We start from the raw sequence: 24130 nt of genomic DNA, 5'->3' as shown, positions 1-24130 counted from the left end.
ACCATCCCTCTAATCCGTAGAGCGGGTACTTTGGACCGGAGCAGGCTTCGGAGAAGGGGCGATGGCGATTCTTCATCTCGACGACAGGGCGTTGGTTCGGCGCATGATCGCCGGTGACGAGGCGGCCTTCGACGAATTCTTCGGCCATTACTTTCCTGGCCTCTACCGGTTCGCGCTGGCGCGCCTGGCCGGCGATGCCCAGGTCGCCGAAGAGGTGGCCCAGGGCGCGATCTGCCGCGCCATCCGAAAGCTCCCGACCTACCGCGGCGAAGCGGCGCTCTTCACCTGGCTGTGCACTTTCTGCCGGTACGAGATCAGCGACCAACGCCGCCGGGACGTACGGCGAGCCGAAGCGGTGGTGCCGATCGAGGACCTGCCGGAGATTCGAGCCGCACTCGAATCGATGGTCGCCTCGGACACGCCGGGGCCGGAAGCCGAGCTCCGGCGCAAGGAGGTCGCCCGCTGGGTGCAGGTCACCCTCGATCATCTGCCGCGGCGCTACGGGCAGGTTCTCACCTGGAAATACATGCAGGAGTTGTCCGTGGCGGAGATCGCCGGTCGCCTGGAGGTCGGGCCGAAGGCGGCGGAGTCGATGCTGACTCGTGCCCGTGCCTCCTTCCGCGACCATTTCGCTTCGCTTCACAAAGCGGCACAACTCGGAGAAGCGGCACCATGAAGCCTCACGAATCCGATCGCATTCCGTCCGAGGAAGATGAAGTCGCCCGGCTATTGAGCCTGGTGCCAGCGCCCGAACCGGTACCGGTCGAGGCCTTGGCGCGCAGTCGATCCCTCGCCCGCGAGGAGTGGCGGAGCGTTGTCCGCCGAGGGCGTCGCCGGCGCTGGGCTCTCGGCGCCGTCGCAGCGGCGGCGGTGGGGCTGGTCGCGAGCTGGTTCGCTTTCGATCCCTGGGGTTCGACCGCGCCGCGGCAGGTTGCCGTCGTCGAAGCGATCCACGGCGCGGTGACGTTGTCCCAGGGCGGGGAGCGCGCCGGCCGGCTGCTGCGGACGGGCGACGAACTCGATTCCCGAACGGTGCTCGAAACGGCGTCTGATGGCCGCGTCTCCCTACGTTGGGCGGACGGACAGTCGCTGCGGATGGATGTCGATTCGCTGGTTCACCTGGAGTCTCCTCGTCACCTACGACTGGCGCGCGGCGCGGTCTACTTCGATTCCGGCGAATTCTCCGCCGCCGCCGACCCTCGGCTGGAGATCCGTACCGACTACGGAACGGTGTGGGATATCGGTACCCAGTTCGAGGTGCGCGTTCGGAACCAGCGCTTGCGGGTGCGGGTGCGGGAAGGCTTGGTTCGGGTCGACCAGGGAAAACGCTCCCTGGAGGCCGGCATTGGGGAGGAATTGACCATCCACTCGAGCGGCGCCGTGAAGCGGAGTTCCGTCTCGCTGCACGGAGATCCGTGGAAATGGCACCTCGCCGTCTCCCCTCCCTTCGAACTCGAAGGCAGCACCCTGCGGCAGTTTCTCGGCTGGGCTGCTCGCGAGACCGGCTGGCGGATCGAGTTTTCGGATGCGGAGCTCGAACGCCGGGTGCTGGGCATCACGCTCCACGGTGATTTGACCGGTGTCACCGCCGAACAGGCGTTCCCGGCGGTTCTTGAAACCTGTGGCCTCGTCCATCGCGAGAGGGACGGAGTCGTTCGCATCGAATCCGGAGGCAGCCGATGATCAACTCTTCACGATTCAGTCTTCGACGCTCGACCTCGTTTATCCTCGCCGCCTGCGTAGTGTGGTCGATGGCCGCGGGCGCGGCGGCTCAGAGCCTCGACCGGGATCGCTATCTGTGCTGGCAGCTCGAAGAGGTGCTGGCGGATTTGCAGCAGCACGGTCTGCGGGTGATCTACAGCAGTGATCTGGTAGAGGGGGACATGCAGGTCACCGCGTCCCATCGCGCAGCGTCGCCGATGAGCGTTCTGCAGGAGATTCTGAAGCCCTTCGGACTGGCGGCCGAGGAGAGCGCCGCAGGGGTGGTGATGGTGGTGCGTCACCGGACCGCCGGCGGACACTCGACCGGATCGCGCCCGTTGCCTCGGCGCGGCAATGCAGGGGTCGAGGGGGTCCTGCCGGTGTGGCTCGAAAGTTCCGAACTGGTGGAGTGGAGTTTTCCAGCCACGGCATCCCAAGCGCCCCTCGATGCGGCGAGCCGCTATCTGGTGGTCCGGGTCGCCACCGAGCGGTTTGAGGACTGGCAGCGGGCGGCCTTCGAACTCAAGAACTTGATCCTCGACGGCCGAAGCCTGGCTCAGGGTGTCCGGGTCGCCCTCGCCGGCGACCGGGACGCCTTGGCCCGTCTCGTCTCCTTCGGCTTGGCTCCCTACGTCGATGCCTATGCCTATCGCGACCACGAGCCGGTTCCGGCGGCGGACGACACCGCCCGTCGCTGGTGGCGGGTCCGCTCCGCGCCCACCGAGGTTCTGTCGCGACTGCTCACCGGTGCGGAGCGTGGTGACGAGGTGGTGGTTCTGGAGGATCTGCGGCTGGATGACTTGCACCATGCCTTCTTGCTGGAGATTCAGAACACCGCCGCCGGGGTTCTATACGATCAGCCGGTGGTGGAGGGCATTGCGCAGAATCGGGTCCGATTCTTCCTCGATCCGGAAACTGACCATCGGTACCTGGCGCTCTACGCCGAAGGTGCCGAACAGATGCGTTTCGAGCTGCCGCAAGAGCACGCGGCACGCTTGTTGTTCCCGCGCGGTGCCGCCTTCGATTTCTGGAGTTCCGGAGGCCATTCGGTTCTTCAGGTCGACGGCACGTCTCCCTACTATCTGTTCGAGCTGGAGGTCCAGGGGCCGGGAGCCGCCAACTTCGATGTCGAGGTGAGCGACACCGGTATCGTCGATCCCTACGAAGAGGTGGTCAAGAATCAGGTGTTTCGGGAGCGCCAGCTCAACCGCTTCGAGTCCCTGGACGTGATGGAGTACATCAGCGGTCTGGTCCATCTGCCGGGGGCCGACCGGTATCAGTGGACCCACCGCATCCTGCAGCGCAAGGGCCGCCTGACGGACTACCACCACCTGGCGTACTCCATCAACGGCGTTCCCTACCCGGAGAAGAAACTGCTCAAGGGGCGGTTGTTTCGCAGCGAGGCGCTGATCCAACTCAATCCGCTGGATGTCGAACTCGACGAGACCTACGAGTATCGGTACCTGGGAGAAGAGACCATCGCCGGCCGGGCGGCCTACAGGATCGGTTTCCGGCCGCTGCGGGAGGGCTCCCCGGACGACGGAACCTTCGTCCGGGGAGAGGTGTGGCTCGATCGGCGCAACCACGCGCATCACCGATTGCGGACCATCCAGAAGGGCATCGACGGCACCTTCATCAACCAGGATCGAACGTACTCCTACGAGTGGATTGCCAGTGCCGGCCAGTGTTGGTGGGATTGGACGAAACGCCGCGGCACCCTGACCGGGGTGAGCTATGGAACGCTCTACAGCAGCGAGACGGAAACCCGGCGCGTTGACTTCAAGTACAACCGGCCGGACATCGAGCAGGTAGCGCAAGAAGCCTACGCCAGCGACATCATGATCCACGTCGAGACGCCGCCGGAGGGCCATCGCTGGCTGGTCAAGACGAAGGACGGCAAGCGGCGTTTGGAGCCCTTGGCCGCGCGGCAGGATGGCGGGACCGCGAGGGCGCTGCCGAGCGCTCGATCCGAGGCGACGGGGGATGCCGCGGCTGGCGAGGAGGTCTCCGCGGCCGGCGAGGCGGCGACGGACGAGGATGCCGCCGGGAATTACGGCGAGCGGACCCTGGCCGACATCCACGCCTACTCCACCCGCACCCGTTTTTCGCTCTTCGGCTTCAACTCCGACGACGAGGAGGCGGACCTCTTCCCGGGCATCACCATCTCCGACCAGGACTTCCTGAATCGGGGATACCAGGCGTTCGTGAGCTTCTTTCTGGAGGACGCCTTCGTCGGTTTGAGCGTGCCGCGCTTCCTGCGCGACGACTGGACGTTGTCGGCGCTGCTGTTCGTGCCCTACCAGGCCGACGAGCGCGGCGGCTCGGTGGAGACCCCGGGTGGGCTGGTCGATACGTCTCTCGAAATTCGCCAGGAGGCCTTCTCGCTGAGCCTGGGAATGCCCCTGGGCAAGCGCACCTCCCTCAACACCATCTATACGCTGCGCAATCTCACCTTCGGCGAGGGCGATTCGACCAGCGAGCGGTTCGTTTTGCCGACGGACACCCTGGAACATACCTGGGACCTGGCGCTGACCTACCGCTGGCGCAACTACAGCACGCAGGTCGGCGTGGAGTACGGCCTGCGCGACGACTGGACGGCCTGGGGTGTGGACGGTGGTGAACCGCTCAACGACAGCTACAGCGGGGTACGTTCGAGCGTGGGAGGTTTCTGGCGGGCCGGTGAATCGAACAGCCTGAGCGCCGCGGTGGGGCACTGGAAGGGCTGGCGTCTGGACCGCATCTCGCGCCTGTCCAACAACTTGGGGCGCGGCAGCCTGACCGGCTTCGGCTATGTCGAGGGCGCCGATGAGGCGGTGGTGGCGAGCGTCGGCTGGGGCTCGCGTCTGTGGAAGACTCCGATCAACCTGCGCCTCGATCAAACCTTCCGCTGGTTGGAGGAGACGCGGCGGAGCGTGGGATCGATCCGCGATACGAGGCTCTTCTTCCGCTTCTTGGTCAACGGACCCTTCCGCCTGGATATCTGGCCATCAATCCGCCTCACCCTCGACTCGACGGACGAAGACGAGGTCGGGGATGTGCGTTACGGACTCTCCCTCAGGCGCCGTATCTAGCAGGTCGCTGAAAAGGCTTTCGGCCTATGATTTCAGCTGCCCTGCTAGCTTTCTTGGTCAGGGGGGCTGGCGCCCCCCTCGCCCGAAATGCCTAGCATTTACGGGCTCACCCCCATCTTCGGCGGCGAAGCCGCCGCCTCGCCCTTTGGGCTCGGAGCAGGGTGCTGAAAATTTGCTCAGCACCCTGCGAGCCGGCCTTCTCACCACAGAAAGGCATACCCCAGCTTGACGAAAAACGTCCGGCTCCGCTGGGTCAGGTCGAAGCTCTCATCCCCCTGGTAGTTGTCCGAATAGCCGGCGAGGAAGACGGTGCGGGCGTTCAGTTTGTAGGAGAACAGGAGCTGGGTGAAGAGATCCTGTTCTTCCGGCGCGATGCCGGCGTTGGCCGGGCTGTAGAGCTCCGGCCGGCGGCTGATGTCGCGGTACTGGAGGATGGTGCGCAGGAAGGCGCGGCGGGTGAAGAAGTAGGTCACCCGGCCCTGGCTCAAGTTGGCGGTCAGGAAGCGGCCGCCGGGGACGGACAGCTCCTGCCACTCGTGCTGCACTTCGCCGGTGGTGCGGCGGCCGATCTTGAAGGACACCTTGGGCCGCACGAGGGCGACATCCGCCTGCCGCACGTTGGTGAAGTCGATCACCTCGCCGCCGCGCAGGAAGAGTTCCAGGGTCAAGTCGCCGGTGGGGCGGACGGCGGTGGTCAGGTCCGCTCGGAAGTTGTCGAAAGTGGAGCCCAGGAAGCTCTCTTCGTTGGGCCGGAGGCCGAGGCGGGCGAAACTCTGTAGCGGTCCCTCGTAGATCAGTTCAAGGTTGCCGCCCTGCTCGATCAGGTCACCGTCCAGGTCTTCTAGCCGCACGGCGTTGGCGACCACCGCCAGGCGGCTGTACCAGGAGTCCGCCTCGCCCCAGAAGTTGCGCTGCGCGAAGCCGAAGGTCTGCTCGAACCCGACCCGCGGGATGAAGCCGGTGTCGGCCCGGAAGTCGTCCCCCCGGCGGCTGTGGAAGAGCTGGAAGAACCAGTCGCCGGTCGAGCGGGTCAGGTCCGCCCGGTAGGCGAGGTCGTCGAAGGAGCCGGTCGGCTGGCCGTTGGCGACGGCGACGGCGTCCGGATACTCGGTGCGCGACTCGAGAATCTGGAAGCGCAGGGTGTCCGAATCGGTCAGCCGCAGGCTGCCGTCGACGCCGTAGACATCGTTCGAGTAGCCGTCGCCGTCGCGGCCGGTGTAGAGGAAGCCGAGGGTGGAGGTTTCCCCGATGTCCCGGCGGTAGCGCAGCACGCCGGTAGTCACCTCGTCGTCCAAGAACGCGAAGCTCGAAGACTCGGGCCCGGGAAAGAGCAGGTTGGTGATGCGGTCCTGGGTGACCAGCACGCCGAAGGCGTTTTTGCCCTGCTTACCGGTCAGCCGCAGGCCGCCCTCAGGGTCCGCGATAGTGCGGGTGAAGACGGCAGTGAAGGGGGTGGAAAAGTAGTCCGCTCCCTCCAGGAAGAACGGCCGTTTCTCCGGAAAGAAGAGGGCGAAGCGCTCGTTGACGTCGAGCTGGGCGACGTCCGCCTCGACCTGCGAGAAATCCGGATTGACGGTGGCGTGAAGCGAGATGTTCGAGGTGATGCCCCAGCGCGCCGTCAAGCCGGCGTCGAACTCGTCGTCGCCGTTCTCCAGGGGCTCGCCAAGGGAGGCCCGGCTGTCGGTGCGGCGGCCGGTGAGGGTGGGAGTCAGCTCCAGGTTGTAGCCGGTGTCCAGATCCTGGAAGCCGGTGATCGAACTGTACTTGCAGATGCGGCAGTCGCGGTCGCGGTCATTGCGCACGGACTTGAGTTCGTGCAGCACCGAACGCGGGTAGTTGCGGTAGGCGAGGAAGCCCCAGGTCTGGGGGCCCTGGGCGCGCGGAAAGCGAAGCTGCTTGAAGGGGATTGCCAGCTCCACCTCGTAGCCGGTGGGGGTCAAGCGGCCGGCGGAGGTCCAGATGGCGTCCCAGGAAAAGTCCTCACTGCCGTCGACATCCGAGAGTTGGGCGTCTACCTGGACGCCGAGAGGGTTGACCTGGAAGCGATAGGCCCGGCGGCGGTCGTCGAAGGTGTCGATCTCGAAGCCGACGGCGTCGTCCCGCAGGGTGGAGTCGCGGTCTGCCAGGTGGGCGCGGATGGCGGCCGGCTGCGCGTCCGCCGCCCGGAAGGCGACGTAGAGCAGCTCCTGGTCGAAGGTGAGGAACACCTCCGTGTCCACCGGCGCTGCGGCGTTGTCTACCGGGAACCACTCCCAGGGGATCGAGAGCACACTGGCGCCGGCCCACTCGGATGTGCCGATGACGCCATCCACCGCGATACCGGAGACCGGCCGCACCTCGGTGGTGACGGCCCTCGCAGCGTCCGCCCGGCCTGCGTCCGGCTGAGCCCCGACAGGTCCCGCCACGGTCGCGAGGACGAGGACGACAGCGAGGAGGAGGTAGGTGGGTATTCGGATCATGGGCTCTCTCCAGTACCGCGCAGGTGCGCCGCCCGTCGCGACGGCGTCGAGGGCGACATCAGGGAAGGCGGCGGAGCAGGTGGTGCGCCATCACCGCTAGGTGCGGTGCGTGGTGCATGCTGTCGTGATCGCCCGGCACGATGACCGTCTCGGTGCCGAGGCGACCGAGTTCGATCCACGGCAGCTCCGGTCGCGGCGGATCGACGGGGCGGCGTTCGGCGGCGCGGAAGAAGAGGATGCGCAGGTCCGCCGGCTCCGGTCGGTAGGCGTACATCGCCTCGACGTTGGCTTCGAGCACTCGCGCCAGGCGCAGGGCTTCGCCGGCGTCGAAGCGGTCGCTCTCGCCGGCGTCGGCGACGGCCTGTGCGGCCCGCGCGAAGCGCTCGTCGAGGGAGCCGTCGCCGAGCACCTTGTCGTCCAGCTCCAGGCCCGTGCGGTCCCGCACCACCAGCCACAGGGGATCGGCGTTTGATTCCCGCGCCGGCATCTGGTCGAGAACCGGCGAGTCCATCAGAACGAGGCGCTCGACCTTCTCGCCGGCCGCTAGAAGCTGCCGCGCCATTTCGAAGGCCACCACACCGCCCATCGACGCCCCGCCCAGCAGGTAGGGACCCTTCCCTTGCTCGGCCCGCATCAGGTCCAGGTAGTGGCCGGCCATCGCGGCGAGGGAGCGGTGCGGTTCCTCGCCGCTTTCCAGGCCGCGGGAGCGCAGCGCGAAGAGCGTTCGCCGTCCTTCCAGCTCGGCGGCCAGCTCCCGGAAGGTGAAGACGTGGCCGCCCACCGCGTGTACCAAGAAGAGCGGCTGCCGGCCGGCGGCGCGCTGGCGGGTCATCGGCACCAGGCAGGACGGTGGCGGTGCGGCGGTGCCGTTCGCCCCGCCTTCAGGCCGCGCCTTGGCCGCCACGGCGGCGACGGTGGAGGCTTCCAGGAGCAGGGCCGCCGACAATTCCACCTCGAGCTTGCGGCCGACGAGGGTGCGTAGCTGCACCCCCAGCAGAGAGCTCCCGCCGAGATCGAAGAAGTCGTCGTGGCGGCTCACCTCGGCAAGGCCGAGAATTTCCCGGAAGGCGGCGGCGACAGCGTTTTCTGCCTCGCCCTGCGGTTCCTCGAAGGACCGGCCGGCGGGTTCGTCTTGCGGTGTGGGCAGCGCCTCGGCGCCGTCCACCCAGTAGCGCCGCCGCTCGAAGGGATAGGTGGGGAGCGGAATCCGCCGCCGGTGCTGACCCGCCCAGAAGCTTTGCCAATCGAGCGGGACGCCGCGGGTCCACAGCCGGCCGTTGGCTTCCAGCACCGATTCGAGATCGTCCGTCGGCCGGGCCGGACCGGGCAGGCTCGAAACGATGTCCACGGCTTCCGGCGCCCGCGAGTGCTGCTTCGCCAACCGGGACAGGGTGTTTCCCGGGCCGACCTCGAAGAGCACCCCCGGCTGTTCCTCGAGCAGGGTTCTGAGGCCGGCTTCGTAGTGCACCGCCGAGCGCAGGTGGCGCGCCCAGTATTGTGGATCCGTCGCTTCCCGGTCGGTGATCCAGGTGCCGGTAGAGTTCGACACGAAAGGAATGCGCGGCGCCCGCCGGGGCGTTTCCGCTACCCGCGTGGCGAAAGTGTCGAGGATTGGATCCATCATCGCCGAGTGGAAGGCGTGGGAGGTGTGGAGGCGGGTCGGTTCGAGGCCCTTTTCCTCCAGGCGAGCGGCCAACGCCTCAATCGCCGGTGCCGGTCCCGACACGACGCACGAACGCTCGCCATTGACCGCCGCCAGGGAGATCTCCGTTTCCTCCTGCAGGATGTCTTCGGTCTCCTCCTGGGACAGCGCCAGGGCGAGCATGTCGCCGTTCGGCAGCCCGGCCATCAGGCGGCCGCGGGCGGCCACCAGGCGCAGGGCATCCGCCGTCGAAAACACCCCTGCCAGGCAGGCGGCGGTGTATTCGCCGAGGGAGTGGCCGATCATCGCCCAGGGAGTGACCCCCCAATCCATCCACAGCCGGGCCAGGGCGTGCTCGACGGCGAACAGCACCGGCTGGGTGACGGCGGTGTTCCGGAGGCGCTTGGCGGCTTCGTCGTGGCCGCCCACCGGCAGCAGCACTTCCCGCGGATCGAAGCCGAGGTCTTCGCGCAGAATCTCCGAGGCCTCGTCGATGCGCCGGCGGAAACGTTCTTCGACGGCGTAGAGTTCGGCGGCCATACCCGGGTACTGGGTGCCTTGGCCGGGGAACAGGAAAGCCACCGGCGGCCGGCCGCCTTCGGTGCGCAGAATCGGTAGCGGCGATTCGGAACGCAGGGCGGCGATGGCTCCGGACACGTCCTTTGCCACCACCGATCGGCGGAAGGGAAAGAACTCACGGCCGACGGACAGGGTGAAGGAAGCATCGGCGAGGAGGTTGCCGGCCGGTTTCGAGGAAGTGGTTTCGAGATGGTCCGCCAGGCGCTTGCCGGCGGCGTCCAGGGCGGCGGGGCTATGGGCCGAAAGCAGCAGTAGGTGAGCCGGCCGAAGTTCTTCGGAGGGCGATTCCGAGGGCGCGAGGGGCGCTTCTTCGAGGATGACGTGGGCGTTGGTTCCGCCGATGCCGAAGGAACTCACGCCGGCCCGTCGCGGCGTCTCACCGGATCGCCATGGGGTGCGCTCGGTGGTGATTTTGAAGGGCGTACCGTCGAAGGCAATCTCCGGGTTGGGCTGCTCGAAGTGGAGGCTCGGCGGCACCTCGCCCTCGCGCAGGGCCAGCACCGCCTTGATCAAACCGGTGATGCCGGCGGCGGCATCGAGGTGGCCGATATTGGTCTTGATCGACCCCAATTCGCAGGAAGCCGGCGGCAGGCCCGCTCCGAAGGCTTCGGTCAGGGCGGCGACTTCGATGGGGTCGCCCATCGGCGTGGCGGTGCCGTGGGCCTCGACGTAGCCGATGGTCCCCGGTTCGACGTTGGCGTCCGCTAGGGCAGCGCGGATCACCGCCACCTGACCGGCGACCGATGGAGCGGTGAAGCCGACCTTGTCGGAGCCGTCGTTGTTGAGGGCGGAACCCTTGATGACGGCGTGGATGGTGTCGCCGTCGGCGAGAGCGTCGTCCAGCCGCTTGAGGGCGACCACTCCGAGACCGCTGCCGCCCACCACGCCGGCGGCCGCGGCGTCGAAGGCGCGGGTGTGGCCGTCCGGCGAGTCGATGCCGCCGTCGATGTAAAGGTAGCCCTGCTTTTCGTGTAGCTGCACTGAGACACCGCCGGCCAAGGCGATGTCGCAGTCGCCGTTGAGCAGAGCGAGGCGCGCCAGGTGGACCGTCACCAGCGAGGTGGAGCAGGCCGTCTGCACGTCGAGACTCGGCCCGCGCAGATCGAGTTCGTAGGACACCCGCGTCGGCAGGTAGTCGGCGCGGTTGGCGAGGCCGATCTGGAAATTGCCGACGGCGGCCATCATCTCGCGGTCCTGTTTGAGGGCGTGGCCGTAGCCGTTCTCGCTGGCGCCGGCGAAGACCCCCACCCGGCCGGTGCCGGCGGCCGCCGGCGGATAGCCCGCCGCTTCCAGCGCTTGCCAGGCGGCTTCCAGGAACAGGCGGTGCTGCGGGTCGAGAACCTGCGCTTCCCGCGGCGTCATGCCGAAGAAGGCGGCGTCGAACATCTCCGGTTCTTCGAGAGCACCGCGGGCGCGGACGAACAGGGGGTCCGTCAGGTCGCGGGGGTCCGCCCCGGCGGCCAGCAGCTCCTCGTCGGTGAACTCCCGCACGCCCTCGCGGCCGGCGACGAGCATCCGCCACAGCTCTGCCGGATCGGCGGCTCCGGGGAAGCGGCCGGCCAGACCGACGACGGCGACCTCGCGGCTCGGCGCCTCGGCCGGTGGTGGGGCGGCGACGCCTGGCGGCGCTTCCCGCGCCTCCGCCCGCAGCTCGTCTTCGTCCACGTAGACCTCGGACTCCAATTCGACGCCGAGTTCTTCCGCCAGGGCCGCCGCCAGATCGTCGACGGTAGGATGGCGGAAGAGGGTGAGCATGGGGATCTCGATCTCGAAAATCTCCTGCAACCGCACGTGGACCTCGGCCAGGGTCAGGGAGTTGCCGCCCTGGTCGAAGAAGCTGACCTCCGGATCGATTTCGTCGACATCCAGGATCTTGCGCCACACCGCCGCGATGCGTTCCGCCGGGTGCACCCGCCGCGCCCGGACGTTGGTGGGGCGCTGCGGCGGAGTGGTCTCCGCCGCGGATTCCGCCGGGGGTTCGGTGGCCGGGCGGGAAGGTCCCGGCAGCGGTAGGGCCTTGCGGTCGAGCTTGCCGGTGGCGGACTGCGGCCACTGATCCACTACCACCCAGTCCATCGGCACCATGTAGGTCGGCAGATTCGCTTCCGCCAGTTCGTGGAGTTCCGCCAGCGACGGCGGTTCGGCGGCGCTCTCGGGCCGCACGTAGACCGCCAGGCGCTGGTTGCCGGGGGAATCCTCACGCACCAAGGCCACCGCCTCGGCAACCCTGACGTGTTCCTTCAGCACCGCTTCGATCTCGCCCAGTTCGATGCGGAAACCGCGCAGTTTGACCTGGGTATCGCTGCGGCCGAGGAACTCGAGGATGCCCGTCGGGTGGTAGCGGGCGAGGTCGCCGGTGCGGTACAGCCGATTGCCGGCTTCACCGCCGGCGAGCGGCGCCGGCGCGGTGGGGGAGGCGGTCCACGGGTCCGGCAGGTACTGCGCGGCGGTGAGATGCGGTGCCCGGGCGTAACCCATCGAAAGACAGGGGCCGGAGATATAGAGATCCCCCGGCACGCCGATCGGACAGGGCCGGAAGCGGCGGTCGAGCACGTGGTAGCGGGCGTTGGCGATCGGCCGGCCGTAGGGAATCGAGGGCCAGTCCGGATTGACCTCTTCGATGGGATGAAAGTTGGACCAGACGGTGGCTTCCGTCGCGCCGCCGAGGCTGATCACCCGGGCCGCCGGAAAGGCTTCTCGCACCGTGTCCGGCAGGGTGGTGGGAATCCAGTCGCCAGAAAGGAACACCAGCCGCAGGGCCGGGGTGGCGAGCGGCTGGGCCTGCATGTAGGGCACCAGTTGCTGGAGCGCCGCCGGCGCCGAATCCCAGAAGGTGATGCCCTCGTCTTGCATGATCTTGAGCAGGTTTTGCGGGTCGACCCGCTCCTCGTCGAGGGCGAGGCGGATGGTGCCGCCGGCCGCCAGGGTGCCGAAAATGTCGTAGACCGACAGATCGAAGGACAGAGCGGTGATGAACAGCAACTTGTCCGCCGGCCCCACGTCGTAGGTGTTGTTGACCCAGCGCACCAGGTTGATCGCCGCCCGGTGCCGCACCACCACCCCCTTCGGCTTTCCCGTCGAGCCGGAGGTGAAGATGATGTAGGCGATGTCCTCGGCGTCCGTCAGCGGTTCGAGCGCCTCCGTCGAGGCCAACGGGTCGGGCCGGCTGACGGTGACTTCCGGTGGCACTTCACCGGCGATGTCCTCGCCGCCGAGGAGCACCGCTGCGAGGGCGTGGGCCGTCGGATGGAGTTCTCCCGGGGCGGCGACCTCCACCAGCCGGTCGAGGGTCGCCGCCTCGGCCACACAGTGCCGAATCTCATCCGCCTCCACGATCCAGCGGATGCGCTCGGCGGGCCACAGCGACTCCAGCGGCACATACACGCCGCCGGCCTGGAGAATGCCGAGGACCGCTTCGATCATGCGCGGCGAGCGCTCGAGATGGACTCCCACCAGCACTCCCGGCCCCACCCCCAGGGAGCGCAGATGGCGCGCCAGGCGGCGGGAACCGGCCGCCAACTCGCCGTAACGCACCACCTGATCGCCGCAGACGATGGCCGTTGCTTCCGGCGTCTGCGCCGCACGCCGCTCGAAGTCGCCGTGGAGAAGCCCGTCGGCGAGGCCCTCCGGCAGTAGGGTGTCGTTCCACTCGTAGAGGATTTGGTGGCGGCCACCGGCATCGAGTACCGGCAGATCGCGCACCAGGGCATCGGGCGTTTCCAAGGCCGCCGTCAGGAGAGCTTCGTAGCCGGTCAGTAGGCGCCCGATGGTGCTGCGGTCGTAGAGATCCGTGGCGTAGTCCGCCCGCACGGCGAGTCGCTCGCCGCGGATCACCGCGGTGAGGGCCAGGTCGTATTTGGCGCGCGCCGTGAAGACCGGCAGGACTTCTGCTTTGAGCCCCGGCAGGGCCGGCCGGCGGGGCTCGTCGTCGATCAGGAACATCACCTGGAGCAGCGGGTTGTGGCTCGGATCGCGGTCCGGCGCCAGCTTCGAGACGAGTTGATCGAAGGGCACATCCTGCTGGCTGTAAACGTCCAGGGCGACCTCGCGCACCCGTGCGAGGAGTTGAGCGAAGGGTTCGCGGCCCACCGGCCGCAGACGCAGCGGCAGGGTGTTGGCGAAAAAGCCGATCAGGCCGCCGAGTTCATCCTGCTCGCGGTTCGCTAGCGGCGTGCCGACCACCAGGTCGTCCTTGCCGGTGTAGTGGTGCAGCACCGCCGCGAAGGCGGTGAAGAGCACCATGAAGCGGGTCAATCCGCGCTCCGTGGCAAAGGCCTGAACGCGTTGCCCAAGGCCATTCGGCAGCGCCCGCTCGAGCACCGCCCCGCGGTGACTCTGGACCGCTGGCCGGGGGCGGTCCGTCGGCAGTTCGAGCAGCCGGGGAACGTTCTCGAGGCGATCGCGCCAGGCCTCGACCCGCTGGTCGAGGGCCTCGTCGACGAGGTTCTCCCGCTGCCAGACGGCGTAGTCGCCGTACTGGATGGCCAGCTCCGGCAGGTCGCCGTGGCGGCCTTCGAGGAGGGCGGCATAGAGGATCTCCAGCTCTCGGAACAGGACCCCCATGGACCAGCCGTCGGCGACGATGTGGTGCACCGTCAAGGCGAAAACGTGGTCGTCGTCGTCGAACTCGATCAAGCGGGCGCGGATCAGCGGACCCACGCCGAGATCGAAGGGCACCGACGCCTCCTGCCGGATGTGCCCGCGCAGCGCATGGTCCGCTTCGCCCGCGGCGAGGCCGGAGAGATCCACCCGCCGCACGGTGATGCGGGCTGCGGGGTGGACCACCTGCTGGAGTACGCCGTCTTCCCGCAGGAACGTGGTGCGCAGCGCCTCGTGGCGGTGCACCACCGCCGTCAACGCCTGGAGCAGCAGTTCCGGTTCGAGGGTTCCCCGCAAGCGGTAGGCGACGGGGATGTTGAACAGTGCGCTGGGACCGGTGAAGCGCTCCAGAAACCACAAGCGCTCCTGGGCGTAGGTCGCCGGAAAGAGAAAGACCTCTTCCTCCGCCTCGGCGGCGACCTCCGCCGGATGCTGAACGTCCTCAGTCACCATCGGAGGACGTCCTCAGGATCTTGCGGCGGCCGGCGCGGGAAGCGCGCTGGATGGTCGGCTGCGGCGGCGCCGCGGCCGCAGCGGCGTCGCCGACGGCGGCCTGCGCCTCTTCGATGGCCGCCGCCAGGGCTTCGACGGTCGGCCGCTGGAAGACCGTGTGCAGCCGCAGGGAGACGCCGAGATCGTCGCGCACCCGGCTGACCAGGCGGGTCGCCAGCAGCGAGTGGCCGCCGAGGGCGAAGAAATCGTCCCGCACCCCAATCCGCGGGCGCTTGAGGAGGTCCTGCCAGATGTTGACCAGGCTCTCCTCCAGCGGCTTGCGCGGCGCCACCGTCTCGTGGTCTCCGGGTACCGCGGCGGACGGCTCCGGCAGGGCGGAGCGGTCGATCTTGCCGCGGGAGCTCAGCGGCAGCTCATCGAGGGCGGTGATGCTGGTCGGCAACATATAGCGGGGTAGACGTTGGAGCAGGCGGCTGCGCAGGGCGCCGGTGTCGAACCCTTCGGCCTCGCCTGCCGCCGGCACCACGTAGGCCGCCAGGTGCTCCCGGTCGCGCAGCATCACCGCCGCCCGCGCCACCTGCGGCGCGGCGTGCAGCTCCGCCTCGATCTCGCCCAGCTCGATGCGGAAGCCGCGCAGCTTGATCTGACCGTCCCGGCGACCGATGAAGTCGACGAGGCCGTCCGGCCGCCAGCAGGCCAGGTCACCGGTGCGGTAGAGGCGGCTGCCGGCCTCGTCCCTTTCGCCGGCGAAGGGACTGGGCACGAAGGCAGCGGCGGTCATCGCCGGCCGGCGCCAGTAGCCGCGGGCCAGGCCGTCGCCGCCGATATACAGATCGCCGGCCACCCCTTCCGGTACCGGCTGCATGGATTCGTCGAGGATGTACACCTGGGTACGGGCGATCGGCCGTCCGATGGGCACGGCGCGGTCCGCCTCCACCGCCGCCTCCGGCGGGATCCGGTGGCAGGTGGTGAAGGTGGTGTTCTCGGTCGGTCCGTAGGCGTGGACCAGGACCGTCGAAGCCAAGTCGGCGCGAGCCGCGGCCATCGCCGCCGGCGGCATCGCCTCGCCGCCGGTCAGCAATCGCTCGAGGTGCGCGAGGTCCTCGAGCTGTCCTTCGACCATCTGCTGGAAAAGGCCGGTGGTCAGAAAAAGGGTCGTCACGCGGTGGCGGGTCAGGCAGGCGCCGAGTTCGTCGAGGCCGAGCATGCCGGCCGGCGCCACGGCGAGGCGGCCGCCGTTCGCCAGGGCGCCCCAGATCTCGAAGGTCGAGGCGTCGAAGGCCGCCGGCGCTGCCAGCAGGTAGGTCTGCTGCGGCCCGAAGGAAGCGTAGCGGCCGTCCCGCACCAGGCGCACGATGCCCCGATGGGGCACGGCGACGCCCTTCGGCCGCCCCGTCGAGCCGGAGGTGAACATGATGTAGGCCAGGCGGTCGCCGCCCGGGTGCGAGACCTCCTCGGCCGCCGGCGGCGGCTCGCCGTCCGATGCGGAGATGGTGGGACAGAGAACCGTCTCGACTCCGGCCGGCAGGCGGCCGGTCGAGCCTTCCTTGGCGATCACCCGCGGCGCGCCGGTGTCCTCCAGGATCATCGCCTGGCGCTCCCGCGGGAACTCCGGATCGATGGGTACGTAGCCACCACCGGCCATCAGCACCGCCAGCAGCGAGACCACCAGCTCCGGCGAGCGCTCCAGGCACACTCCGATGCGGGTCTCCGGCGCCAAGGTGCCAGTCTCCGGATCGACGAGGCGCGTCGCCAGGGCAGCCCCATGGGCGACCAGTTCGCCGTAGGTCAGCGTGCCGCCGTCCCACACCAGGGCCTCCGCCTGCGGCCGGCGCCGGGCCTGCTCGACGACCAGCGCGTGGAGGCTGATATCGGGACCGTCGGCGGTCGCCGTCTCACGGTCCCGCGCCGCGCCGCTCCAGTCGGTCAGGATCTGCCGCCGGTCCTGGGGCGACATCAGGGCGAGCTGGGAGAGCGGCTGCCGGGGTTCGCGGATCGCCTGGTCGAGCAGGCGGACCAAATGATCGGCCAGGCGCTCAACGGTTGAGGCATCGAACAGGTCGCGGTCGTAGCTGAAGTTCAGGTCGAGGCCGCCGTCGTCCCGCTCGCCGGCGAAGAGGGTGAGTTCGAAGTGCGCCTCGTGGCGCTCGACGGGCTGGGCGGTGACCTCGCAGCCAGCGAGCTGGGGGGTCTCCTCGCCGGGGGTGGCGAGGGCGAGGGTGGCCTGGAAGAGCGGCGACTGGGCGAGGTTGCGATCCGGCGCCAGCAGCTCGACGAGCTGCTCGAAGGGCATCTCCTGGTGGCCGAAGGCCGCCAGGGTGGTGGCCCGAGTGCTGGCGAGGAGACCTTCGAAGGTCGGGTTACCGCCCAGCCGGGTGCGAAGCGCCAGGGTGTTGACGAAGAAGCCGATCACGTCCTCCACTTCTTGGCGCGGCCGGCCGGCGACGGGGGTACCCACCACCACGTCGTCCTGATGGGCCCACCGGCCGAGGAGGGCGGAGAAGGCCGCCAGCAGGGCCATGAACAAGGTGGCGTTCTGCCGCCGCGCCTGGGCGCGCACTGCATCGGCCGCCTCCGGCGGCAGGTGCGAGACCACCCGCGCTCCGGCCAGGCTGCGCATTTCCTGGCGCGGCCGGTCGGTGGGAACCTCCAGCGTCGCCGGCGCTCCTTCCAGGTGGCGCCGCCAGAAGGTCGCTAGACGCTCAAAGGAGTCGCCGTCGAGGCGCCGGCGCTGCCAAACGGCGAAGTCGCCGTACTGCGCCGGCAGTGGGACCAGGCCAGCGCTTTGGCCGTTGCGCCGCGCCGCGTAGTGGGTCCCCAGTTCGCTGGCGAAGTTGGGCATCGACCAGCCGTCCGAGGCGATGTGGTGGAACACCAGCACCAGGGTGTGAAGGCCGTCCCCTTCGGCGAGCAGGCTGGCCCGCAGGAGCGGCGGTTGGGACAGATCGAAGGGCGCTTCGATGAGTTCGCGCATCACCCGCGAGCGGTCCGCGGGCCGCAGATCCAGCCTGCGGATCTGGACCGGCACTTCGTTCATCGGCACGACCCGCTGGCGTGGCCCGTCGTCGGTCTCCACGAACACCGTGCGCAGAGCTTCGTGGCGCTCGATCACATCCGCCAGGGCGGCGCGTAGGGCCTGTTTGTCGAGCGCTCCGCGGCAGGCAAAGGCGCGGGCGATGTGGTAGGTCGACCGGCGCTCGATGAGCTGATCGACAAACCACAGGCGCTCCTGGGAGAAGGACAGCGGCAGTCCGTCCTGCCGCTCCTCGACGGGGAGCGGACGAATCGGCTCGGCCGCCTCGCCGCTCGCCAGCCCTTCGGCGATGTGCTCCGCCAGGCGGGCGACGGTGCGGTTCTCGAACAGCACCGGCAGTTCGAGGTCCATGCCGAAGGCGTCGCCCACCCGGGCGGCGGCCTTGGCGGCCAGCAGCGAGTGGCCGCCGAGGGCGAAGAAGTCGTCGTGGACGCTGAGGGCGCCGGCCGACGGCAGGCCCAGCACCTCGGCCCAGATCTCGGCGATCAGGCGCTCTCCGGGGTCTCGCGGGGCGATCCGCTCGCCCTCCCGAGCGGTGCGCACGGCGAGGCCCGAGGCCCGTTCGGCCAGGGCTTTCCGATCGACCTTGCCGTTGGGCGTCTGGGGAAGTTCCGGCACCACCGTGATGGTCTCGGGCACCATGTAGCCCGGAAGCTGAGCGGTGAGATGTTCCGTCAGAGCGCCGGCCAGGGCGTCGCTGCCGCCCTCCGAGCCTTCGTTCTTCGAGAAAGCCTCGCTCAGGACGAAGGCCGCCAGGCCGGCCGCCTGCCGGCCGGCGACGGTGATCGGCACCACCACCGCCCGGCGCACCTTGGGGTGCTCCTCGAGCTGGCTCTCGATTTCCCCGAGTTCGATGCGCAGGCCGCGCACCTGCACCTGGTTGTCGATGCGGCCGAGGAAGTCGAGGCTGCCGTCGGGCAGGCGTCGGGCCAGATCGCCGGTGGCGTAGAGGCGCTCGCCGGCGGTGCGCGCAAGGGGGTTGGGGAGGAAGCTGGCGGCGGTGAGGCCCGGCCGCCGGAGGTAGCCGCGGGCCAGGCCACCGCCGGCGATGAAGAGCTGTCCGGGCACGCCCACGGGCACTTCTTCGTATCGGCGGTCGAGGAGGAGCACCTGCTGGCCGGCGATCGGCCGCCCGATGGGCGGCGGCGACGGCTCGGCCTCCACCCGCCCGGCGGTGGCGACCACCGAATCTTCCGTCGGGCCGTAGTGATTGACCATCGCGAAGGGCGTTGCCGGCGGTGGGGGAGAGTGTAGCCGGTCGCCGCCTACCAGCAGGGCCTTGAGGGAAAGATCCGCCGGCGGCACCAGCTCCATCATCTCTTCCGCCAGGGCGGTGGGGACGAAACTCAAGGTAATGCCCTCGGAGGCCAACCAGCGGTAAAGGCGCCGTGGGTCCATCCGCGTCTCCGGCGCCGGAATGTGGATGGCGGCGCCCTGGGTGAGGTACGGCCACAGCTCCCACACGCAGGCGTCGAAGGCCGGACTGGCGATTTGGGTGGCGCGACCGGAAGCCGTCACGCCGTATTCGCCGACATGCCAGGCGATCAGGTTCGCGAGACCGCGGCGCGGTACGCCGGTGCCCTTCGGGCGGCCGGTGGTGCCGGAGGTGTAGATGACGTAGGCCAGATTCTCCGCATCGAGGGCGGGGGAGGCGCTCATCGGCACGGCGTCGTCCGGCGCCTCGGCGAGGGCTTGGGAAACCGTCGCCACCCGGCCCGCGAAGTCCGGCAGGCTGGGGGCGGTGGCCTCGTCCGTCAACAGGGCGAGGGCGCCGGAGTCCACCAGCAGGTAGGCGGTGCGGTCCGCCGGATGGTCCGCATCGAGGGGCAGATAGGCGCCGCCGGCGGCCAGGATGCCGAGGAAGGCGGTGACCATGTCGGCCGACGGCCTCATGGCGACGGCGACGGTCGTCTCCGGGCCCACCCCCCAGGCCTGGAGGAGCGCTGCCAGGCGACCGGCGCGGTCGGTGAGTTCGCCGTAGGTCAGCGAACCGTCCGGCGCGACCACCGCCGAAGCCTCCGGTCGGTGCTGCCCCTGAGCGCCGATCGCCGCCACCACGTCAAGATCCGCCACCGCCGGCGCGGTGTCGTTCCAGGCGGTGAGCTGTTGGCGTTCGGCGGCGGTGAGCATCGGCGCGTGCCAGACGTTTGTTTCCGGGTGGTCGACCAGCGTGCGCAGCAGCACATTGAAGTGGCCCCAGGCGCGCTCGATGGTGGTGCGGTCGAAAAGGTCCGTCGAGTACTCCCAGAGCACCCGAAGCACCTGGTCCTCGGCGCTCGCCTCGCGGCCCATGCGCTGCGAGCCGCGCGGCTTGACGATGACGTTGAAGTCCGACTTGGCGGAGCCGTTGTGGCGCTCCAGCAGTTCACCCTTGAGATCCGCGAAGCGCAGATCCGGCACCGGCGCGTCGTGGAAGCTGAACATGTGCTGGAAGAGCGGGTTGCGGGACAGATCCCGCTCCGGCTGGAGTTCCGCCACCAGCTTCTCGAAGGGCAGGTCCTGGTGTTCCTGTAGGCCGAGGGCCGCCCTGCGCACCCGCACCAGCAGGTCCCGGAAGGTCGGTTCGCCGGCGAGATCGGCGCGCAGCACCAGGGTGTTGACCACCATGCCGATCAGCGGCTCGACGGGCTTCAGGCGGCGGTTCGCCACCCCGCTGCCGAGGAGGTAGTCGCGGCGGCCGCTGTAGCGCGCCATCAGCACCTCGAAGGCGCTCAGCATCAGCATGAACAGCGTCCAGCCCTCCCGCCGGCCGAAGGCCAGGAGGTCGGCGTAGAGCTCCGGCGCGACGTTGAGGTCGAGACGGTGGCCGCGGAAGAGCTGACGCGGCGAGCGGGGCCGGTCGGTAGGGATTTCGAGCGGCGGCGGCGGGTCCGCCAGTTGACGCCGCCAGTAGTCGAGCTGGTGCTCCATCACCCGGCCTTCGAGCCAGTCCCGCTGCCACAGGGAGAAGTCCGCGAACTGCACCTCGAGGGGCGGCATCGGGGTGGGCTGGCCGGCGGCGAAAGCGGCGTAGTGGGCCTCGATCTCGCCCAGGAAGCGGCCGATGGACCAGCCGTCGTGGACGAAGTGCTGCTCCGCCTGCACGAACAGGTGATCCTCTTCGTCGAGCTTGAGCAGGGTCCAGGTCATCAGCGGCAGTTGGGTGATGTCGAAGCAGTGGCGCACTAGCTTGAGGGCCAGCGCCTCGGCGACCGTTTCCCGGCGCTCCTCCGGCAGTGCCGTCAAATCGACCACCGGCATCTCCGCCGGGTAGGGCTCGTGGATCTCCTGGCGAGGCTCGCCGTCCACGGACGGGAAGGTGGTGCGTAGGGACTCGTGGCGGCGGATGATCTCGTTCAGGGTGCCGAGCATCACCTCCGGCCGCAAAGGGCCGGCGAAGCGGATGGTGTACTGGAAGTTGTAGGCCAGGTTGCCCGGGTCGAGGCGGTGGATTAGCCAGATCTGCTCCTGCGGGAAGGCGAGCGGAATGTGCTCGACCCGCGAGCGGTCGTAGGGCACCAGGGGCGGCGGCGCGGGTACCCCGTCGTCCGCCACGGGGTCGCCGGCGGCCAGCAGTTCGTCGATGCGGGCGGCGAGTTCCGCCACGGTACGTCGCTCGAAGGGATCCGTCGGCGCCAGGGCGACGGAGAAGCGTTCGCGCAGCCGCGCGGCGATGCGCGTCGCCATCAGGGAGTGACCGCCCAAGGCGAAGAGGTCGTCGTCGGCACCCACCCGATCGAGGGCCATCAGATCGCGCCACACCTCCGCCACGCCCTCCTCCGTGGGGGTCGAAGGAGCACGGTAGGGGCTGGCGAGGCCGGCCCGGGCGAGTTCCGGCGCCGGCAGGGCTTGGCGGTCGATCTTGCCGTTCGGCGTGCGCGGAAAGGCGTCGAGCCGCACGAAGTAGGTGGGGATCATGTAGCTCGGCAGGCTGCCGCCGAGTCGTTCTTTGAGGCTCGCATCGGTCGGTTCTTCGTCCGGGGCGAAGTCGGTACCGTTACCTCTTTCGGCGGTGCCTTCGCCCGTCGGAGACCAGTAGGCCACCAGCACCGGGTCGCCGCCGGAGCCTTCGGCCTGGTGCACCACCACCACCGCTTCTTCCACTCCCGGATCCGCCGTCAGGGCGCTTTCAATCTCGCCCAGCTCAATGCGGAAGCCGCGCAGCTTGACCTGGTGGTCGATGCGGCCGAGGAAGTCCAGCCGGCCGTCCGGCAGCCAGCGCACCAGATCGCCGGTGCGGTACACGCGGTTGCCGGCTTCGTCCGGCGAGGCAAAGGGATTCGGCACGAAGGAGCCGGCGGTGCGTGCCGGGCGGCGGTGGTAGTTGCGCGCCAGGCCGGCGCCGGCGAGACACAGTTCGCCTGCCACTCCCACGCCCACCGGCTGGAGGTGGCGGTCCACCACGTAGGCGGCGGTGCCGGCGACCGGGCGGCCGATGGTGACCGGCAGCTCGGCGCCTTGTTCCACCTCGGACCAGGTGGAGTAGGTGGTGTCCTCGGAGGGGCCGTAGAGATTGAACACTCGCTCGACTTGAGGAATACCGTAGATCCGCTCCACCAGATCGCGGCGCAGCGGCTCGCCGGCGAGATTGACCACCCGTACCGTCGAGGGTAGGCCCTCCAGATGCAGCAATCCGCTGATCCCGGAGGGCACCGTGTTGAGCAGCGTCACCGGCAGATCGCCCTCGTAGGACGCGAGACCGAGGGCGTCGTCCAGCAAGATCACCGCACCGCCCTGGGAGAGGGGCAGGAACAGCTCGAAGATCGACAGGTCGAAGCAGATGGAGGTTGCCGCTGCGACGCCGGCGAGCTGATCCGGCGGGAACACCGTCGCCGCCCAGGCCAGCATCGAGGCGGCGCTGGCGTGCTCGATGGCGACGCCCTTCGGACGCCCTGTCGAGCCGGAGGTATAGATGGCGTAGGCGATGCGGGAGGCATCGCGCGGCTCCTTTGACGGAACGGGCGCCGGTACCGGCTTCAGATCCTCCGACGCCTGCGGCAGATCCTCCAGGGCGAGTACCGGCGGCGCCGTCTCCGGCAACACCTCGGCCAACTCCCGGTGGGCGAGCACCGAGCCGGCGCCGGAGTCCGCCAGCATGAACGCCAGGCGGTCCGCCGGATAAGTGGGATCGAGGGGGATGTAGGCGCAGCCGGCCTCGAGGACGCCGAGAATCGCCGCCACCATCTCCGGTTCGCGCCGGCACAGAATGCCCACCCGCGCACCGTTCTCAAGGCCCTCTTCACCTAGGTGATGGGCGATCACGCGCGCCCGCCGGACGAGCTGGCGGTAGCTCCACACCTCGTCGCCGCGGGCGACGGCGGGAGCCTCTGGGCTCGCCTCGGCCTGGACGAAGACGAGCTGCTCCAGCCGACGGACGGCATCCGGTGGAAGGTCCGGGCCGCGGTTCCAGGCGGCGATCCGATGGCGCTCCTCCGCCGACGGGGCGGGAGGGTTGGAGGCGGTGGTTGAAGGGGCTTCGCTCGGGTTGAAGTGATCCGCCGTCATCGCGTCGTCGAGGCCGCTCCCGGGGCGGCGTCGGCGGTCTCGGGTTCAGACGAGGCCAACATCGACTCGATCTCTTCGCGCAGCGCCTTGGTGTCGAGATTCTGCTCCTTCGGCAGCGGCTTATTGACGTGCATGATCGTCGCCGGCGCCGGAGGTTTGCCTTCCCACCGGGCGTCCGGACCGTAGAGCAGAAAGGTGTCCCAAGCTTTCTCCTCCTCGGACAGCCCCACCAGGCTGCTGTAAGCGATCGCCAGATCGTGCTCCGGCGTCCAGAAGTGGGTGGCCCGCGTGTCGTGCAGGTAGGAGGTGGCGGCCACCGCGTCGGGGCGCTCTTCGCCGCCGAGCATCGGTCCCCACACCACATAGATCTGGAGGTCGTCGCCCGCGATCTTCTCCATCAAGTGGCGCTGCATCAGCCGGGCGCTCGACAAGCACACCCCGCAGTTGGGGGAGAGCAGGGTGACCAGCCGCACCTTGCCGTGGTCTTCGTTGAAGGCGGCCGCCAGCTCCGCGCCGGCGGGAGCCATGTCCACCACCTCGCTCTCCGGCCGCTCCGGCCGTGGCGAGCCCAGATCTCCGATCCGGTCGAAGCGGAAGGGAATGCGTCCGCGCTGCTCGATGAAATCGCCCTGCAGCCACTTTTGACCGTCCTTCTCGACGAGTTCACCCTCGAACTCGAACAGGGCGTTGGGTCCCCGGGTCTCGGAGTATCGGCGATAGGAGAACGCGATCTTCGCACCGTCGAGGGTCATTTCCTCAAGCGGGTGGTAGAGCATTTTGAAGGCGTCCATGTCGATGGTTCCGGTGAGGTTGCCCTCACCATCCACCCCGAGTTCGACGGTGGCTTCGAGTTCGGCCTGCTCCGGCCGATAGACGATGGCGCCGTCGTAGAGGCCTTCGAAATCGTAGGCGGTGACGGCTTTGGCGCTGGTCTCGGTCTCGTGGTGGTCCCCGACGACGCTTCCCGGCAGTGCCAGGGCGAGGGTGAGGATTGTGCCAAGAGCGAGGCGGCGGCCGGCGAATCGGGGTGACGGGGAGGGGTATTTCATCGTTCGATTCCTTGGGATGCAGGTCATGAATCCATTTGTGCAAGTATGATCATGTACAG

Annotated in this window: 7 protein-coding genes; 3 read left to right on the top strand and 4 right to left on the bottom strand. The window is 68.9% G+C overall.

Annotated elements, in window-relative coordinates; all coding sequences use genetic code 11:
- Positions 1-61: 61 nt before the first annotated feature.
- From AAF481_12725 to AAF481_12715, 3 genes are read left to right on the top strand one after another with little or no spacing between them, the layout of a single operon-like run.
- Positions 62-676 carry a sigma-70 family RNA polymerase sigma factor gene (locus AAF481_12725; GenBank protein ID MEM7482032.1) on the top strand — a complete coding sequence of 205 codons (615 nt, stop codon included), beginning with the start codon at positions 62-64 and terminating at the stop codon, positions 674-676.
- The gene (locus tag AAF481_12720; protein MEM7482031.1) at positions 673-1683 is read left to right on the top strand and encodes a FecR domain-containing protein; all 1011 of its coding nucleotides are present in this window, start codon (positions 673-675) and stop codon (positions 1681-1683) included. Before AAF481_12725 ends, AAF481_12720 begins: the two co-directional genes overlap by 4 nt.
- Positions 1680-4772, top strand: a complete 3093-nt coding sequence (locus tag AAF481_12715; protein MEM7482030.1) for an STN domain-containing protein — start codon at positions 1680-1682, stop codon at positions 4770-4772. Before AAF481_12720 ends, AAF481_12715 begins: the two co-directional genes overlap by 4 nt.
- A gap of 200 nt (positions 4773-4972) precedes the next feature.
- Here AAF481_12715 and AAF481_12710 read toward each other — a convergent pair whose 3' ends face one another.
- The 4 genes from AAF481_12710 to AAF481_12695 are packed head-to-tail and all read right to left on the bottom strand — an operon-like array spanning position 4973 to position 24071.
- Positions 4973-7231, bottom strand: coding sequence for a DUF5916 domain-containing protein (locus AAF481_12710; protein MEM7482029.1), 2259 nt, complete (start codon positions 7229-7231; stop codon positions 4973-4975).
- A gap of 58 nt (positions 7232-7289) precedes the next feature.
- Entirely contained in the window at positions 7290-14504 is a 7215-nt protein-coding gene (locus tag AAF481_12705) for an amino acid adenylation domain-containing protein (GenBank protein ID MEM7482028.1), read from the bottom strand.
- Positions 14494-23022, bottom strand: a complete 8529-nt coding sequence (locus tag AAF481_12700; GenBank protein ID MEM7482027.1) for an amino acid adenylation domain-containing protein — start codon at positions 23020-23022, stop codon at positions 14494-14496. Before AAF481_12700 ends, AAF481_12705 begins: the two co-directional genes overlap by 11 nt.
- Positions 23019-24071, bottom strand: a complete 1053-nt coding sequence (locus AAF481_12695) for a hypothetical protein (protein ID MEM7482026.1) — start codon at positions 24069-24071, stop codon at positions 23019-23021. The genes AAF481_12700 and AAF481_12695 overlap by 4 nt, the downstream gene beginning before the upstream one ends.
- Between the last annotated feature and the right edge of the window lie 59 nt (positions 24072-24130).

This window comes from Acidobacteriota bacterium (assembly GCA_039030395.1).
Lineage (GTDB): Bacteria > Acidobacteriota > Thermoanaerobaculia > Multivoradales > JBCCEF01 > JBCCEF01.
The sequence above is the reverse complement of the archived record's forward strand: the minus strand, read 5'-3'. Positions and strand labels throughout refer to the sequence as shown.

Excerpts from the sequence above, each read along its gene's own strand:
- AAF481_12725 (MEM7482032.1), top strand. The coding sequence starts at position 62 with ATGGCGATTCTTCATCTCGACGACAGGGCGTTGGTTCGGCGCATGATC.
- AAF481_12720 (MEM7482031.1), top strand. The coding sequence starts at position 673 with ATGAAGCCTCACGAATCCGATCGCATTCCGTCCGAGGAAGATGAAGTC.
- AAF481_12715 (MEM7482030.1), top strand. The coding sequence starts at position 1,680 with ATGATCAACTCTTCACGATTCAGTCTTCGACGCTCGACCTCGTTTATC.
- AAF481_12710 (MEM7482029.1), bottom strand. The coding sequence starts at position 7,231 with ATGATCCGAATACCCACCTACCTCCTCCTCGCTGTCGTCCTCGTCCTC.
- AAF481_12705 (MEM7482028.1), bottom strand. The coding sequence starts at position 14,504 with ATGGTGACTGAGGACGTTCAGCATCCGGCGGAGGTCGCCGCCGAGGCG.
- AAF481_12700 (MEM7482027.1), bottom strand. The coding sequence starts at position 23,022 with ATGACGGCGGATCACTTCAACCCGAGCGAAGCCCCTTCAACCACCGCC.
- AAF481_12695 (MEM7482026.1), bottom strand. The coding sequence starts at position 24,071 with ATGAAATACCCCTCCCCGTCACCCCGATTCGCCGGCCGCCGCCTCGCT.